The 16,242-nt window shown below is 67.3% G+C and carries 11 protein-coding genes and 1 pseudogene; 9 read left to right on the forward strand and 3 right to left on the reverse strand.

The genetic code is table 11. The annotated features are described in order from the left end of the window. Positions 1 to 57: 57 nt before the first annotated feature. Both V5G24_RS20400 and V5G24_RS20405 read left to right on the forward strand, forming a co-directional pair. Positions 58 to 2,052, forward strand: a complete 1,995-nt coding sequence (locus V5G24_RS20400; RefSeq protein ID WP_394083841.1) for a M23 family metallopeptidase — start codon at positions 58 to 60, stop codon at positions 2,050 to 2,052. Between the two features lie 168 nt (positions 2,053 to 2,220). Beyond that, positions 2,221 to 3,129, forward strand: a complete 909-nt coding sequence (locus V5G24_RS20405) for a hypothetical protein (protein WP_394083839.1) — start codon at positions 2,221 to 2,223, stop codon at positions 3,127 to 3,129. A gap of 65 nt (positions 3,130 to 3,194) precedes the next feature. Here V5G24_RS20405 and clpB read toward each other — a convergent pair whose 3' ends face one another. Beyond that, positions 3,195 to 5,831: an ATP-dependent chaperone ClpB gene (gene clpB / locus V5G24_RS20410; protein WP_394083837.1), complete on the reverse strand. Its 2,637-nt coding sequence runs from the start codon at positions 5,829 to 5,831 to the stop codon at positions 3,195 to 3,197. Positions 5,832 to 6,182: 351 nt separating this feature from the next. On the opposite strand from clpB, the gene V5G24_RS20415 reads away from it, so the two are divergent. The 5 genes from V5G24_RS20415 to V5G24_RS20435 all read left to right on the forward strand — a co-directional run bounded on the left by V5G24_RS20415 (position 6,183) and on the right by V5G24_RS20435 (position 11,398). Continuing rightward, positions 6,183 to 6,980: an MOSC domain-containing protein gene (locus V5G24_RS20415; protein WP_394083835.1), complete on the forward strand. Its 798-nt coding sequence runs from the start codon at positions 6,183 to 6,185 to the stop codon at positions 6,978 to 6,980. 41 nt (positions 6,981 to 7,021) lie between these two features. Then, on the forward strand, positions 7,022 to 8,341 hold the full coding sequence (locus tag V5G24_RS20420; protein WP_394083833.1) for a cobyrinic acid a,c-diamide synthase CobB: 1,320 nt from the start codon (positions 7,022 to 7,024) through the stop codon (positions 8,339 to 8,341). Positions 8,342 to 8,478: 137 nt separating this feature from the next. Further along, on the forward strand, positions 8,479 to 8,700 hold the full coding sequence (locus V5G24_RS20425) for a hypothetical protein (protein ID WP_394083831.1): 222 nt from the start codon (positions 8,479 to 8,481) through the stop codon (positions 8,698 to 8,700). Positions 8,701 to 8,854: 154 nt separating this feature from the next. Continuing rightward, on the forward strand, positions 8,855 to 10,282 hold the full coding sequence (locus V5G24_RS20430) for an NAD-dependent succinate-semialdehyde dehydrogenase (RefSeq protein ID WP_394083867.1): 1,428 nt from the start codon (positions 8,855 to 8,857) through the stop codon (positions 10,280 to 10,282). A gap of 174 nt (positions 10,283 to 10,456) precedes the next feature. Continuing rightward, positions 10,457 to 11,398 (forward strand): hypothetical protein, encoded by a 942-nt coding sequence (locus tag V5G24_RS20435; RefSeq protein WP_394083829.1) that lies wholly within the window; start codon positions 10,457 to 10,459, stop codon positions 11,396 to 11,398. A gap of 157 nt (positions 11,399 to 11,555) precedes the next feature. Here V5G24_RS20435 and V5G24_RS20440 read toward each other — a convergent pair whose 3' ends face one another. Then, the gene (locus V5G24_RS20440; protein WP_394083827.1) at positions 11,556 to 12,335 is read right to left on the reverse strand and encodes a DUF4394 domain-containing protein; all 780 of its coding nucleotides are present in this window, start codon (positions 12,333 to 12,335) and stop codon (positions 11,556 to 11,558) included. Positions 12,336 to 12,513: 178 nt separating this feature from the next. On the opposite strand from V5G24_RS20440, the gene V5G24_RS20445 reads away from it, so the two are divergent. Together V5G24_RS20445 and V5G24_RS20450 are read left to right on the forward strand one after the other, a co-directional pair. After that, positions 12,514 to 13,080, forward strand: a complete 567-nt coding sequence (locus tag V5G24_RS20445; RefSeq protein ID WP_394083826.1) for a sigma-70 family RNA polymerase sigma factor — start codon at positions 12,514 to 12,516, stop codon at positions 13,078 to 13,080. Then, positions 13,077 to 13,916, forward strand: coding sequence for an anti-sigma factor (locus V5G24_RS20450; protein ID WP_394083825.1), 840 nt, complete (start codon positions 13,077 to 13,079; stop codon positions 13,914 to 13,916). The genes V5G24_RS20445 and V5G24_RS20450 overlap by 4 nt, the downstream gene beginning before the upstream one ends. Before the next feature lie 444 nt (positions 13,917 to 14,360). Here the strand turns inward: V5G24_RS20450 and V5G24_RS20455 are convergent. Next, positions 14,361 to 16,019, reverse strand: a pseudogene (locus V5G24_RS20455) (alpha-amylase family protein); the annotation flags it as partial. Positions 16,020 to 16,242 lie beyond the last annotated feature (223 nt).

Below are 16,242 nucleotides of genomic sequence, written 5' to 3' on the forward strand. Positions count from 1 at the left end.
TCGTCGGTTTAAGGATGCGCGGGCGCGCTGGGCGCGGCATCAGCAAAGGGTCGGGACTTGCAGCACAGACGATCGGCCGGCGCCTGGCGGGACGCGACAAGCGCCGCCGGGCTTGGCGACGAGCCCCCGCTCGGCGTCGACGGCGATGAAGAGGAAATCGACCGCCGCCGGATCTCCGTACGCTGGCTTGCCGCCACGCTGCTGACCGGCCTGTGCGGCAGCTTCCTGATGGGCGGCGCCGTCTATGCCGCGCTGGATGGAGACCATCGCTTCGCCTCCCTGCCCGAGACCGTGCGCGCGGCGGTGCGCGGCGCGCTGGCCGCCGGCGAGCGCCCCTCCAACGCGGCACGCAAGGGCGATCGCATGTCGCTGCTGTCGGAAGCCTCCACGGCGCGGCAGACCTTCCGCCTGTCGGTCACCACCAAGGTGGGCGACAAGGAGATCATCAAGGTGCGCCCGTTCACCCGCGTGGCGGCGAACCTTGCCATGTCCACCACCAGTGTGTCGTCCAATATCCCGCGCTTCAATCCCGCGCAGATCGTGTCCCAATCCATGGACAAGGAAGAGGCCGCCCCGCAGGCCGAGCCCACGGGCGAAGTCACCGTGGTGATGCGCGATCTTGCAACCGCGCCGCCCCACCTCAAATTCGGCGCTGCGGTGGCAATGGAGGATGTGCTGGTGAAGGTGCGCGAGGTGGCGGAGCTCGCCCGCGCACAGCCCGTGCTCGCCGCGAGCCTGCCGCAGGCCATCACCGGGCTTGGCGCGAAGCCCGGCGCCCCCGCACCCTATCTCGCCTATGCGACCGAGGGCAATTATCCCGCGACGGCCGGCGTCGGCCCCAAGGTGGACGTCCCGGAAAACGTCAGCTTCCTCGGCAAGACCTCCGACGAGACCTCGGGCGGCAATGCCTGGTCGGACCAGACGGTGCTGGTGAAGAAGGGCGACACCATCGTGTCGATCCTCACCGACAACGGCGTCAGCCAGGACGAGGCGCGCCAGGCCGCGGCGGCTTTCGGCCGCGGGCGTGACGGCACCGTGAAGGACGGCCTGCGCGTGCGCCTGCTGACGCAGGACGGCGCCGACAAGAAAACCCACCCGCTGCGCATCTCCCTGTTCAGCGACGCCGGGCACGAGGGCACGGTCGCCAAGGCGGACAACGACAAGTTCGTCCAAGTGGCCGAGCCGACCGAAACCGACGTGGGCGGCATTTCCGAGGATGTGGACGACGACGACAACGGCCCCGGCATCCGTCTCTATGACAGCCTCTATGAAACCGCGCTGCGCAACGAAGTGCCGCGCAATATCATCGCCGATCTCGTGCGCGTCTATTCCTTCGACGTCGACTTCCAGCGCCGGGTGAAGCCGGGCGACAATTTTGAGGTGCTGTACACCGAGGACGGCGGCGACGAGGAAGTACTCTTCGCCGCGCTCAGCACCAATGGCGAGACGCGCCGCTATTATCGTTTCCAGACCTCCGACGATGGGCTGGTCGATTATTACGACGAAGACGGCAAGAGCGCGAAGAAGTTCCTGGTGCGCAAACCCATGGCTGGCGGCATCATGCGCTCGCCGTTCGGATATCGCCGCCACCCCATCCTCGGCTATTCCAAGCTGCATACCGGCGTCGATTGGGCCGATGCGGTGGGAACCCCGATCTTCGCGGCGGGCAACGGCACGATCATCTATGCCAATTGGAAATCCGGCTACGGGCGACACACGGAAATCCAGCACGCCAACGGCTATGTCACCACTTATTCCCACCAATCCGGCTTCGCGAAGGGCATTCGCGAGGGGGTTCAGGTGCGCCAGGGGCAGGTCATCGGCTATCTCGGCTCGTCCGGCCTCTCCACCGGCCCGCACCTGCATTATGAGGTGAAGATCAACGGCTCGTTCGTGGACCCCATGCGCGTGAAGCTGCCGCGCGGGCGGGCGCTCGAAGGGCGGTTCCTGGCGGAGTTCAAGAAGGAGCGCGAGCGCATCGAGCTTCTGCTCAGCCACGCCCCCGTGCCGCCGAAGGTGGCCTCGGCGGCAAGCACCAGCCGTTCCAAATAAGCCGGGAACACGGGGCGCCCTCGACCTCCAGTGTTCCCGTCCGGCACCTTCGGATAAACTCGTGGTCTGCCCAGAGCCGGATCCGCCCATATTGAATCGCCCAAGGCGATGCAATATGGGCGGATCGCACTCCAGGCGCGAACCGCGAGCTTATTCATGAAAACCTGTATGCCCCGTCCCGACCGGCGGATCGCCTGGGCCCTGTTGCTGGCCGCCGCGCTTCCCGCGTCTGCCTTTGGCGGACCGGCGGAGAACGCCTATATCGCAGCGCGCGACAAATATGTTGCCGCCATCGCCGCAGCTGAAAAAGCCGGAGCGAACAATGATGCCGTCTTCAAGCAGGACGAGCGCGCCCGCGCCGATCTTGAGAAGCAGATGACGGCACTGCTCGGCCCGCTCGCCTTCAAGGGGCTGGAAAAGAAACCCAGCTTCTCGCCGGGCGCGTTGTACGACGGTGATATGGAAAGCGGGCGCCCGGACGGGCTGCTGTTCCACGACGTGAAATATGAAACGCGCATCTTCGTCTCGCCCGAGCCGGTGCTCGCCAATTGGGTGGGCCACGAGGCGGAGAACCTCGGCCTGCGCGCGGGCGAGGGGCTGGAGGGGGCGTTCAAGTCGGATCCCTTCTACACCCAGGCCACCGGCAGCGATGCCGCCTTCCAGGGATATGTGGATCTGCCCTTGAGCGCACAGGATGGCGAAACGCTCCATGCCGCGCTTGGCGTGTTCGCCCAGGACGATGTCGGCAATGCGCCGCCCAATGCGATCGTGATCGGCCGTCTTTCCGCCGGCCGGGTGAGCGTCGGCACGATCCCCGCTCTGGAGGCGTTCAAGTTCATCCCCGCCTGCACCAAGGTGTGGAAAGACTTTGAATCCAAGGCCAACGCTCTGTTCGCCGCGGTCCAGAAGGGCGGGAAGGGGGCGGACGATCCGCGCTGGGACAAGGCCAACGCCCTGAGGGACGAGGGGTCCGCCGCCGTGCGCGCATGCTATGCGCGGGAGATGGTGACCCAGCCGCAGTTTGCCGCGGTCCTCAAGAAGGCCGAGGCTCTGTTGCAGAAGATGCGCGGAAACTGACCGGCGACAAAAAAGGGCCCTCCCGGCGGGAGGGCCCTCGATGGTGCGAAACAAACCTGCTGGCGTCAGGCGGCCTGTTCGACCGGCCCCTCGTTCGCGAAGGTCAGGCGGCCCCCCTCCAGACCCACGCGCACGCGGGTTCCGTCCAGGATGTCGCCGGCGAGGATCTTCTCGGCCATCGGGTCCTGCACCAGCTTCTGGATGATCCGCTTCAGCGGACGCGCCCCATATGCCGGGTCGTACCCCTTGTCGGCGAGGAAGGTCCGCGCCTCGGGGGAGAGGTCGAGGACGATCTTGCGGTCCTCCAGCAGCTTGGCGAGCCGACCCATCTGGATATCGACGATGCCCGCCATCTGGTCCCGCTTCAGGCGGTGGAACATGATGATCTCGTCGATCCGGTTGATGAATTCCGGGCGGAAGTGACGCCGCACGGCTCCCATCACCAACTCATAGGCCTCATCGTCGGAGACCACCTTCTCGCCCTCCTGGCCGGGAATGCCGAAGCCCACCGGCTGGCGGGGATCTGCGAGATATTCCGCGCCGAGGTTGGAGGTCATCACCAGCAGCGTGTTGCGGAAGTCCACCGTGCGCCCCTGCCCGTCCGTGAGGCGCCCGTCGTCGAGCACCTGCAACAGCACGTTGAAGACGTCCGGATGGGCCTTCTCCACCTCGTCGAACAACACCACCTGATAGGGCCGGCGCCGCACGGCTTCGGTCAGGGCGCCGCCCTCCTCATAGCCGACATAGCCCGGAGGGGCGCCGATCAGCCGGCTCACGGAGTGCTTCTCCATGTATTCCGACATGTCGATACGCACCATGGCGGTGTCGTCGTCGAACAGATAGTTCGCCAACGCCTTGGTCAGCTCGGTCTTGCCGACGCCGGTGGGCCCGAGGAACAGGAACGAGCCGATGGGACGGTTCGGGTCCTGCAATCCGGCGCGCGAGCGACGCACGGCGGTGGACACGGCGGCAACCGCCTCGTCCTGGCCGATGACGCGCTTGGCCAGCTCAAGTTCCATCTTGAGCAGCTTCTCGCGCTCGCCTTCGAGCATCTTGTCCACCGGCACGCCGGTCCAGCGGGAGACGACGCCGGCGATATGGTCGGGCGTTACCGCCTCTTCCATGGTGCCGCCCTTGTCGCCCGCCGCTTCCACGGCCGCGAGGTTCTTTTCCAGCTCGGGGATGACCGAATAGGTCAGCTCGCCCGCCTTCTGGTACTCGCCCTGGCGCTGGGCGGCGGCCAGATCGGCGCGGGCCTGGTCGAGCTTGGCCTTGAGCGTGGTCGCCGTGCCGAGCTTCTCCTTCTCCGCCTTCCATTTGGAGGTGAGGACGGAGGCGCGCTCCTCGAGATCCGCCAATTCCTTCTCGAGCCGCTTCAGGCGGTCCTTGGAGGCCTGGTCGGTCTCCTTCTTCAGGGCCTCCTGTTCGATCTTCAGCCGCACGATCTCACGGTCGAGATTGTCCAGGGCCTCAGGCTTGCTGTCCACCTGCATGCGCAGGCGCGAGGACGCCTCGTCCACGAGGTCGATGGCCTTGTCCGGCAGAAACCGGTCGGTGATGTAGCGATTGGAAAGCGTCGCGGCGGCCACCAAAGCGCTGTCGGTGATCCGCACGCCGTGGTGCAGCTCATACTTCTCCTTCAGGCCACGCAGGATGGAGACGGTATCCTCCACCGTGGGCTCGGAAACGAAGACCGGCTGGAAACGGCGGGCGAGCGCCGCGTCCTTCTCAACATGCTTGCGGTATTCATCCAGCGTGGTCGCGCCGACGCAATGCAGCTCGCCGCGCGCCAGCGCGGGCTTGAGCAGGTTGGAAGCATCCATCGCGCCGTCGGTCTTGCCGGCGCCGACAAGCGTGTGCATCTCGTCGATGAACAGGATGATCCCGCCCTCCGCCGACTGCACCTCGTTCAGCACGCTCTTCAGCCGCTCCTCGAACTCGCCGCGATATTTCGCGCCGGCGATGAGCGAGCCCATGTCGAGCGCGAGCAGGCTCTTGTTCTTCAGGCTCTCCGGCACGTCGCCGTCCACGATCCGGCGGGCGAGGCCCTCCACGATCGCGGTCTTGCCGACGCCCGGCTCGCCGATGAGCACGGGATTGTTCTTGGTGCGGCGCGCCAGCACCTGGATGGTGCGGCGGATTTCCTCGTCACGGCCGATGACCGGGTCGAGCTTGCCGTCGCGTGCCGCCTGGGTGAGGTCGCGGGCATATTTCTTCAGCGCGTCATAGGCATTCTCGGCGGTCGCCGTATCGGCGGTCCGGCCCTTGCGCAGCGCTTCGATGGCGGTGTTGAGGTTCTGCGGTGTCACGCCGGCGCGGGCAAGAATCTTGCCCGCCTCGGTTTCCTTCTCGATGGCAAGCGCCAGCAGCAGCCGTTCGACGGTGACATAGCCGTCGCCCGCCTTCTTGGCCGCCAGTTCGGCCGCATCGAACACGCGGGCGAGCTGCTGGCTCACATAGACCTGGCCCGATCCGCCCTCAACCTTGGGCAGCTTGCGCAGGGCCGCTTCCACCTCGTCGCGCACCTGGGTCGGGTTGCCGCCCGCGCGCTGGATGAGGCCGGAGCACAGGCCCTCGGGATCGTCGAGCAGCACCTTCAGCAGGTGCTCGGGCACGAACTGCTGGTTGCCCTCGCGCACCGCCAGCGACTGGGCCGACTGGACGAAACCGCGCGCGCGTTCGGTGTAGATTTCGAAATTCATATCGTTCCTCCTCGGCGCCCCCGTCGCCTTGAAGAAGCACGACGGAGAACGATCGGATGCGGCTCCGGTATCCCCGGCCGCCGCAGCGGTCGCGCTTGGCGCGCCGCCGTTGGGGGATGTGGGGATGCATCGTGCACAGCGGAAGGGGGTGATGCCCTTCCGCATTTGGGAATTTTCCATCCCGCGCGCCCGCCCGCCTTGATACGGATCAGCCCTCGGCGCATTGGCGCGCGGATCCAGGCATGGAGGCGTGCGCGGACCTGAGCGCGGACCCGTGCGCCGGGGCTGCCCTTGACCCGCCCGCACCGCAATGCGAGCCATACGCATTGCGCCAGTCGAGGAACCCTGTCCATGAGCGCGCCGGCCGCGACCCTCATCGCCATCAACCGCTATCCGGTGAAAGGCTTTTCCCCCGAGCCCATGGAGAGCGTGGAGCTCCACGCCGGCGATTTCTTCCCCGGCGACCGGCTCTATGCGGTGGAGAACGGCCCGAGCGGCTTCGACCCCGCCGCGCCCACCTATAAAGAGAAGACCGCCTTCGTGGTGCTGATGCGCAATGCTCGCATCGCCGCGCTGCGCACCCGCTACGATCCCGCAACCAAAGTCTTCACCCTCTCGAAGGACGGCACGGAACTGGCGCGGGGCGATCTCTCCACGGATGCGGGGCGGACGGCGATCGAAGCCTTTCTCACCGCCTTCATGGAGAGCGAGGCGCGCGGCCCGCTGAAGCTGCTCACCGCGCCGCAAGGGCATCGCTTCATGGATTCCCTGCGCGCCGGCTTCGTTTCGCTGCTCAATCTCGCCAGCGTGCGCGATCTCGAAGCGAAGATGGGCGCTGAAATCGACCCGATCCGCTTCCGCATGAACCTGCATCTCGACGGCCTCCCGGCCGGCGCCGAGCTGGAGCTTAACGGCCAGACGCTTGCCATCGGCGATCAGGTGCGCCTGGAAGTGCTCAAGCGCACGGAGCGGTGCGCCGCCACCAGCGTCAATCCCACCACCGCCGAACGCGATCTGAACATCGTCAAGGGCCTCGCCAAGGGCTATGGCCACACCGATTGCGGCATCTATGCCAAGGTGGTGGCGGGCGGGCGCATCATGCCGGGCGACGAAATCCGCCTTGTACAAGCGCGCCTCGATCTCGCATGAGCGCACCTGGCATAAGCGCACCTGGAATGAGCGCGTCTGGCATGAGCGCGCGCGGCCTGCTCATCGCCGCCCCGCGCTCCGGCTCGGGCAAGACCACGGTCACGCTCGGCCTGCTCGCCGCCTTCGCGCGGCGCGGCGTGCGCGTGCGCGCGGCGAAATCGGGGCCGGATTATATCGACCCCGCCTTCCACGCCGCCGCCACCGGCCGGCCCGGCCTCAATCTGGATAGCTGGGCCATGCCGCCGGCGCTGCTGGAAACCCTCGCGGCGGATGCGGCGGCGGGCGGCGAACTGCTCGTGGTGGAAGGCGCCATGGGCCTGTTCGACGGCGTGCCGGGCAGCGAGGGCCGCTCCGGCGCCGGGGCGGATGTGGCGGCGCTCCTGAACATCCCGGTGTTGCTGGTGCTCGACGTGTCCGGCCAGTCGCAGACCGCCGCCGCCGTGGCGCGGGGCTTCGCCACCCACGACCCACGCGTCCGCATCGGCGGGCTGATCCTCAACCGGGTCGGCAGCGAGCGTCATACCCGCCTCGTGACCCAGTCCATGTCGCCGCTCGGCATTCCCGTGCTCGGCGCCATTCCCCGCACCGATACCCTGGTTCTGCCCGAACGCCATCTCGGCCTGGTCCAGGCGGGGGAGCATGACGACCTCGCCGCACGCTTCCGCGCCCTCGCCGACATGGCGGAGGCGCATTGCGACCTCGACGCCATCCTCGCGCTCGCCGCCCCGCTGGCGGCCCTGCCCCAGCATGATGGCGCGCCGAACCTGCCGCCGCCAGGCCAGCGGATCGCGCTCGCCCATGATGCCGCCTTCAGCTTCGTCTATGCGCACCTGCTGCAATCCTGGCGGGCGCGGGGCGCGGAAATCCTGCCCTTCTCCCCCCTCGCCGACGAAGCGCCAGACCCGAGCTGCGATGTCTGCTGGCTGCCCGGCGGCTATCCCGAGCTCAATGCCGGCACGCTGGCGGCGGCGGCGCGCTTCAAGGCGGGCGTGCGCGCGTTCGCGCAGGCAAAGCCGGTGCATGGGGAATGCGGAGGCTATATGGCCCTCGGCGCGGCCCTCACCGACGCGTCTGGGACGGCGCATGAGATGCTGGGCCTGCTCGAGCTTGAGACCAGCTTCGCCAAACGCAAGATGAACCTCGGCTATCGCGAGGCGCGCCTGGTCGCGCCCTCCCCCCTTGGCCTAGAAGGCGCGCGGGTGCGCGGGCATGAATTCCATTATGCCACCATCCTCACCCGTGGCGCAGACGCGCCCCTGGCCGAACTGAGCGATTCCCAGGGCCAGTCGCTCGGCCCATCGGGCAGCCGGCGCGGAACGGTCACCGGCGCCTTCTTCCACGCCATTGCACCCGCTCCGTAGGCGCACGCACCGCACAGACCTCCGGGTGAAGATTTGCGCGCACCGCATGTCTAAGCGCACAGCTTCGGCGTTATAGTTCCCATTGTGAGAGCCGGAACGGCCGAGCGAGGAAACGCAGATCCCAAAGGGAGTGCCACATGCGGTGCCAGATGAAGGACGACGATTTTCGCCAGGCCATCCTGGAAATTGTCGGTGCGAAGGCAGGCCAGGCAATCATCATCCAGGTGGTCGGCGGCACGACCATCACCGGCTATGCCCCGCTGAGCGTCGGCCGCGATTATCTGCGCTGCCAGATCGCCGGCGGCGAGAACCAGAAGGAACAGATCGTCCCCCTTCATTCCATCACCTGCGTGCGCTGACCGGCGCATCGCCCTCGAATCCGCCGTGCCCGAGGCCGCACCGCATAAGGTGCGGCGGCTCGGACATATTTGCTTGTTTCACGACCCGTATCCTCAGGAGCATCCCATGCCCGCTCTCGCCCCCATCCCCGGCAACACGCCCGCCTTCCCCTTGATGCGGGAACAGATCCTTGTCGGCGGCCAGTGGATCGATGCCGACGGTGGCAGCACCCTCACCGTCGAGAATCCGGCTACCGGCGACCTGCTCGGCACCGTCCCGCATGCCGGCGCCGCCGAGACCCGCCGCGCCATCGAGGCCGCGTCCAAGGCCCTGCCGGCCTGGCGCGCCAAGACCGCCGCCGAGCGCGCGACCCTGCTGCACAAGCTCGCCGACCTGATCCTCGCCAACCAGGAGGAGCTGGCCTCCATCCTCACCAGCGAGCAAGGCAAGCCGCTGGCCGAGGCGCGCGGCGAAGTCGGCGGCTCCGCCGCTTATGTACGCTGGTTCGCGGAAGAAGCCCGCCGCCTCTATGGCGACGTGATCCCCTCCCCCTGGCCCGGCCGCCGCATCCTCGTCACGAAGGAGCCGGTGGGCGTGGTCGCCGCCATCACCCCGTGGAATTTCCCCTCCTCCATGCTCTCGCGCAAGATCGGCGCGGCGCTGGCCGCCGGCTGCACCGTGGTGTGCAAGCCCTCCGAGCTGACCCCCTATTCGGGCCTGGCCTGGGGCGTCCTGGCGGAGAAGGCCGGCATTCCGGCGGGCGTCATCAACATCGTGACCGGCGACGCGAAGGCCATCGGCGCCGAGATGACTTCGAACCCGATCGTCAAGAAGATCACCTTCACCGGCTCGACCCCGGTCGGCAAGCTGCTGATGAAGCAGTCCGCCGATACCATGAAGAAGATCTCCATGGAGCTCGGCGGCAATGCGCCGTTCCTGGTGTTCGACGATGCCGACCTCGACGCGGCGGTGGAGAATGCCATCGCCTCCAAATATCGCAACGCCGGCCAGACCTGCGTGTGCGCGAACCGCTTCTATGTCCAGGCCGGCATCTATGACGCCTTCATCGAGAAGTTCGTCGCCGCCTCCAAGAAGCTGAAGGTGGGCAACGGCTTCGACGACGGGGTCGTGGCCGGGCCGCTGATCGAGGAGAAGGCGGTCGCCAAGGTCGAGCGGCTGCTGAAGGATGCGGTCGACAAGGGCGGCAAGGTGGTCACCGGCGGCAAGCGCAGCGCGCTCGGCGGCACCTTCTTCGAACCCACCGTGATCGCTAACGCCACCGCCGACATGGCGTTCGCCCGCGAGGAGATTTTCGGCCCCATGGCCCCGGTGTTCAAGTTCGAGACCGAGGAAGAGGCCGTACGCCTCGCCAATGCCACCGAATATGGCCTCGCCTGCTATTTCTTCACCAAGGATCTCGGCCGCGCGTTCCGGGTGGCCGAGGCGCTGGAATATGGCCAGGTGGGCATCAATGCCGGCGTCATCACCTCGGAGGTCGCCCCGTTCGGCGGCTATAAGGAGAGCGGCGTCGGCCGCGAGGGCTCCAAGTACGGCTGCGATGAATATCTGAACATCAAGTACATGTGCCTCGCCGGCCTGTGAGGGCGGCACGTATCAGGCAAGATGAGACGTTCAGAAAAATGAGACGGGGCGCTTCGGCGCCCCTTTTCTTTGTCTGCGTCCGTCGGCAGCATCCCGGCGCACCGCGCATGAGGATGGCGCCGGGAGGCGGGGCCGTGCTTTGGTGATGCGGCAATGTCCCCGCCGGAAACCGCCATGCTGCCCCTGCGCTCCCTTCCCGTGCTGCTTCTGCTCTGCCTGTCCGCGGGCCTGTCACACCCCGCCGCCGGCGCACCGCTTGCGGTGGAGGTGCGCAACGAGAGCGAGCCGGTGCTGTGCGCGGAGAAGGACAATGTCGCGCTCACCTTCTCCTCTGCCGAAGTGCGCCGGTTCCGCATCCAGGCGGCGCACCCGGCCTATCTCGGCGCCTTGGTCGCCGACCGGACCGAGCCCAATTGGACCGCCTGCGACATGAGCGGCGATCCCTCCTTTCCGGCCGCGCCGAAGCGCGTCACCTTCTTCGAGACGCCGGACCTGTGGCTGACAGGCTATACGTTTCCCGCGTTCTGGCGCCCCGCAAGCGTGCCGGTGCGGGTGGGGGACAAGGTGACCGAGGGGCTGCACATGGTGCAGCTCTGGGTCCGCAAGGATGAGCGCGTCGAGGAGGTGCTGGTGGTCTATCCGCCCGACGGCTATTGGCGCGCCCGCCCGCTCGCCCCCGCCCATCTGGCGAATACCGCCTATGGCTCGTCGTTCCTGCTCGGGCCGGTGGAGACGGAGGGCCGGCCGCTGGTGAAGCTGAAGGAGATCGCTTTCGAACCGGCGACGCGCACCTTCGTGCTGTCCTTTGCCGGCGGCGGTGCGGCACGGCTCGCCATGTCGGGCTTGGATCGCGACGAGATGGTGCTGGACGTGACCTTCGACGCCGCAGTGGTGGGCAAGCCGTTCGCCGCCCTGCGCTCCATGTATGTCACCGCCTTCAACGCCGACGTGGCGCGGGTGGCCTGGCGCGCGCCGGGCCTGAAGGGCTGGGGCGAGGGCGACATTATGGATTTCAAGGGCGGCCCGGTGCTGGACCTGTGGGCCGGGCGGCTCGTGCCCTCGCGCCACAACACCAGCGCGCCGGACATGGTGTTCGGCCCGTTTTCCGGCCAATAACGCGGCGGTCCGGCAGGCGCGGGGAAACTCGCCGGACCGCCCTCGTTGAGACCCTGGCCCCGGCACGCCCGGCGGTATCACCGCGCGTGCCGCAGACAGGAGGTCGCAAGGAAGTCAAAGGGAAAGAGCCTTGGCGCGCGACCGGAGAGGGGCGCGCTCACATGGCCTTGGGCAAGATCGCGATATCGCGCACGGTGCCCTTCACGCCCTCGATCTTGGCGGCGGCCATGCCCTTTCCGGTGGCGAGGTCGACCTTGTAGAGCGTGTCGCCGGCCATCAGCCATGCCGCATTGGTGCCGTCGGCGGCGGTGACGATATCGAAAGCCGCCCCCTTGCCCGCCATGCCCAGCATGCCGACGGTGTTGAGCACGCCATCGTTCGGCGGGGCCTGCTTCAGCACCGTGCCGCTGGAATCGATGTCATAAAGGGCGGTCTCCTTCGCCCCCTTGACCGCATTGGTATAGGCGCCGGCGATCACCGTCGGGGTCTTGTCCTTCATGGAATCGGTGCCGGCGAACTTGAGATTGCCGTCGCGGGTCACCTTGCCGTCGTCCACATTGGCGCGCAGGTTCATGCCGTCCGAGCCGATGATGCGCAGGCGATCCGCGACCGGATTGAAGTCCACCGTCGCCATCACGCCGTCATTGAGCTTGGACTCGAGCTTTGACTTGAGCGTCGCCTTGCCGGTGGCCGTATCCACGGTCACCACCGAACCGTCATCGATCACGGCATAGAGCATGCCGTCGGCGGGACGCACGTCGATGCCCAGGACCTTGCCGGAGATGCCGGCGATCTTCCAGGTCTTCTCGACTTTCTTGGCGCCGGTGTCGACGATGGCGATCTGATCGTCGCCCACCAGTGCGGCGACGGTCTCCGCTTGCACGGCGGACACGGCGACGGTGGCGAGCAAGGATGCGATGAGGGTCTGTCTCAGCATGTGATCATCTCCCAGGGCTGCCGGCTCATCCGCCGGTCGAAGGGGGTACACACGGGAATGGCGGGCGGATGCGGGGTGGGCGAAAAAAAATTCTCGGGCGCGAAATCTGCTCCCGCGCATCCGCCCGCATGGGTTAGGTGTAGATGCCTTTGGGAAAGCGGCACGGAGAACGGCACGCATGGCGGCTTCGGCACCGGACACGGCGGCGGAGGGGTACGACATCAACGTCGCCCTTGGCGCCTGCGCGCGCGCCGAGCGGGCCGCCCTCAATGAGATCTATGCCCGCGAAGCCGCGCAGATGCTCGGTGTCGCCCGTCGCATGCTGCGCCGGCAGGCGCTGGCGGAAGAAGCGGTGCACGACACGTTCGTGCTGATCTGGCGACAGGCAGGCGGTTTCAACCCCGCGCGCGGCACCGGTCGCACCTGGATCTACGCCATTCTGCGCAACCGCTGCCTCAATATCCTGCGCGGCGAGAAGCGCACCGACCTGATCGCCGATTACGAGCCGTTCAATCTGGTGAGCGAGGACGAGGGGCCGGAAGACGCGCTGCTGCGCCTCTGCGAGAACAGCCGCCTGCGCGCCTGCCTCGACCGCCTCGACCCCGCCCGGCGCACGGTCATCGTGCTGGCCTATGCGAACGGCCTGACCCATGGCGAACTCGCCGGCCGCTTCGCGGTGCCGCTCGGGACGATGAAATCCTGGATCCGGCGCTCCCTTCTGGTGCTGAAGGAGTGTCTGGCATGAGCGGGCAGGCTTTCCCCCCGGAGGAATTCGACCGCCTCGCCGCCGAGCACGTGCTGGGGTTGCTGGACGCGCCGGAAGAGACATTGGCCGAGCACCTGCTCGCCAGCGATCCCCAATTCCGCGCCAGGGTGGAGGATTGGCGGCAGCGCTTCGCCGAGCTGGATTCCACCGCCGCGCCGGTGGAAGCGCCGGAAACTCTGCTGGCCCGCATCTCCGCCACCCTCGACGCCACGCCCGCCGCGCCCGATCTGCCGCCGGCGGTGGACCGGGCACGATCCGAGGCGTTCGCGCCCACTTCCGCGTCCCCCGCCTCCGCGTCCGGAGCATTGCCGCCGCGCCCGCCGCTCCCCGCGCCCCCGCTTGTGCCGGACCCCGCCTCCGCCCTCTCCGCGCTCTGGCGCAGCCTGCGCTTCTGGCGGTTCGCCGGCCTTGCTGGCGCCGCGGCAAGCGTATTGCTGGTGGCCGGCATCGTGCTTGGTCCGCTCGGCCGCGGCCCGGCGCCCACTTTCGTGGCGGTTCTCATGGGGCCACAGGGCCAGCCCGCCGCCGTGGTCAACGCCTTCGCCGATGGCACGGCGGAGCTGATTCCGATCCAGAATATCGAGGTCCCCGAGGACCGCGCCCTGGAGGTGTGGACCTTATGGGATCCGGCGCGCGGGCCGGTCTCCATCGGCCTCAGCGACCGCACGCGCACCATCCGGCTCAATCTGCGCGACCTGCCGCGCACGGCACCGAACCAATTGTTCGAGATTTCGCTGGAGCCGCGCACCGGCTCGCCCACCGGCCGCCCCACCGGCCCGGTGCTGATGAAGGGGACCACCAGCCTCGCGCTGTGACGGGCGGCGGCGCTCGTGCGGCGCCCGTCCTCAGCCGCGCGGGCGGGGATTGGGCCGCCGCGCCCGCGCCTTGGTCGCGCCGCCGGAGCGCTTTGCTTTTCCGGCCGGGGCTTTGCCAGGGGATTTTTGTGTCGCTTCGGTCTTTGCTGCGGCTTTCTTTTCCGCGCCCTTCTTCTCGGGCTTGGGCTTAGTTCCCGCCGTGGCGGCGGCTTGCCGCGCCGCCTTTGCCTGTGCGGGAGCCCCCCGTCTGGGCGCCCGGGTGGCGGGCGCACCGGGCAAGGCGTCGCCTTTGCCGGCCTTAGCTGCTGGCGACTTGGCGTCCGCCGACTTGGTGTCTCGCGACTTGGCTGCTTCCGGCTTGGCCGTGCGGCCCGCCCCGAGCTTGGCCGCCGCGCCGTCGTTGGTCTCTTGCGGAGCGCGCGCCCAGTCGCGCTCGGGAATGCCGATGTCGCTGCGCTTCAAGAGATAGTCGAGCCCGCCGACGCGATACCAGCGATAGCCATAGCCTTCGAGATAGATGCAGTGGCGGCCCCGCGCGTCGGCATCGCTGTGGCTATCGGCGAGCACATCCACCAGCCGCGAACCCTCCGCGCCATGCTGTACGTCCACTTCCACCTCCAGCGGCGAGCGCGAGAGGTTGAGCACCGTGAGCACCGAATTGTTGCGCCAATCGTAGCGGAGCGCGAGCACAGCCGGATTGCCGGTGTCCAATATGGTGAAATCGCCCCAGCCGATTTCCGGCATTTCCATGCGCATGCGGATCATGCGCTCCATCCAATTGAGGAAGGAATTGGGATCGCGCCGCTGCTCCGCGACATTCACATGGGCATAGCCGTAGGGTCCCTCGCTGATCACCGGCAGCAACGGCGTGTCGCTCTTGGTGAAGCCGCCCTGCGGCTCGGTGGACCATTGCATGGGCGTGCGCGCGCCGTTGCGCTCGGGCAGGGAGAGGTCGTCGCCCATGGCGATCTCGTCGCCATAGCGCAGCACCGGGGTGCCGGGCAGCGAGAACATCAGGCAATAGGCGAGTTCCAGCCGCTCCCGGTCCCCATCCAGCATCGGCGCGAGCCGGCGGCGGATTCCCCGGTCGTAGAGCTGCATATATTTCTCCGGCCCGAAGGCGGCGAAGACTTCGGCCTGCTCGTCGTTGGAAAGGCGGCCGAGGTCCAGCTCGTCGTGATTGCGCAGGAACTGGCCCCATTGGGCGGTGGCGGGACGCGCCTTGGTGGCCAGCAGCGCGGTTTTCAGCGGGCCGGCATCGGCGGCGGCGAGGGCGTAGAAAGAGGATTGGTTGACCTGGAAATTGAACATCATGTGCATGCGGTCGCCATCGCGGCCGAAATAGTCGAAATTCACTTCCGGCAGCACATTGGCCTCGGCGAGCACGATGCAATCGCCCTTCCGCCATTGCAGGAATTCGCGGAAGGTGCGCAGCAGATCGAAGCGTTCCTTTGGCTTGGTCACGTCGGCACCCTTCTCGGCGATCACGAACGGCACCGCATCCATACGGAAGCCGCTGACCCCGAGCTCGATCCAAAATCCCATGATCTTCAGGATTTCCGCCACCACCTGCGGGTTCTGCGTATTGAGATCCGGCTGGAAATCGTAGAAGCGGTGGAAATAATAGGCGCCGGCTTCCTTGCTGCGGGTCCAGGTGCTTTTCTGCACGCCGGGAAACACCATGCCCGTGTCGGCATTCTTCGGCTTGGTCTTGGACCAGACATACCAGTCCCGATACATGGAATTGGGGTCGGCGCACGCCTGCTTGAACCAGGGATGTTCGTCGGACGTGTGGTTCACGACGAGGTCGATCAGCACCCGCATGCCACGCTGCTTGGCGGCGTGGGTGAATTCCACGAAATCCCCGAGCGTGCCGTAGCGTTCATCGACGCTATAATAATCGCTGATGTCGTAGCCGTCGTCACGGCACGGGGATTTCTGGAACGGCGCCAGCCACACCGCCGTCACGCCGAGCCCGTGCAGATAATCCAGGCGCCGCATCAGGCCGGGAAAATCGCCGACCCCGTCGCCGTTGGAATCCATGAAGGTGCCGACATTGAGGGAATAAAGAACCGCGTTCTTGTACCAAAGGTCGTTGATCATGCGCGCGGGCTCCCGGGGCGCCCTGTGCGCCACACGGGCAACCGCCTCACGGCGCGGATGGTTCCCCGCGCGGGGCCTTTCGGCGCACGCCATTGCCCTCGCGGCCGGTCGGTGCTAAGAACGCGCCCTTCTCACGGACGGCAACGCCGATCCAGCCGACCGGGCCGAGAGCCCGGAGGTCCCCGCCCGACAGCGCTGTGCGCCCTCGGGCGTGTTCTGCGTT

This window comes from Roseixanthobacter finlandensis (assembly GCF_043195105.2).
Lineage (GTDB): Bacteria > Pseudomonadota > Alphaproteobacteria > Rhizobiales > Xanthobacteraceae > NCEH01.

Bases quoted from the DNA above. Each gene is read 5' to 3' on its own strand.
- V5G24_RS20405 (WP_394083839.1), top strand. From the start codon at position 2,221: ATGCCCCGTCCCGACCGGCGGATCGCCTGGGCCCTGTTGCTGGCCGCC.
- clpB (WP_394083837.1), bottom strand. From the start codon at position 5,831: ATGAATTTCGAAATCTACACCGAACGCGCGCGCGGTTTCGTCCAGTCG.
- V5G24_RS20415 (WP_394083835.1), top strand. From the start codon at position 6,183: ATGAGCGCGCCGGCCGCGACCCTCATCGCCATCAACCGCTATCCGGTG.
- V5G24_RS20420 (WP_394083833.1), top strand. From the start codon at position 7,022: ATGAGCGCGCGCGGCCTGCTCATCGCCGCCCCGCGCTCCGGCTCGGGC.
- V5G24_RS20425 (WP_394083831.1), top strand. From the start codon at position 8,479: ATGCGGTGCCAGATGAAGGACGACGATTTTCGCCAGGCCATCCTGGAA.
- V5G24_RS20430 (WP_394083867.1), top strand. From the start codon at position 8,855: ATGCGGGAACAGATCCTTGTCGGCGGCCAGTGGATCGATGCCGACGGT.
- V5G24_RS20435 (WP_394083829.1), top strand. From the start codon at position 10,457: ATGCTGCCCCTGCGCTCCCTTCCCGTGCTGCTTCTGCTCTGCCTGTCC.
- V5G24_RS20440 (WP_394083827.1), bottom strand. From the start codon at position 12,335: ATGCTGAGACAGACCCTCATCGCATCCTTGCTCGCCACCGTCGCCGTG.
- V5G24_RS20445 (WP_394083826.1), top strand. From the start codon at position 12,514: ATGGCGGCTTCGGCACCGGACACGGCGGCGGAGGGGTACGACATCAAC.
- V5G24_RS20450 (WP_394083825.1), top strand. From the start codon at position 13,077: ATGAGCGGGCAGGCTTTCCCCCCGGAGGAATTCGACCGCCTCGCCGCC.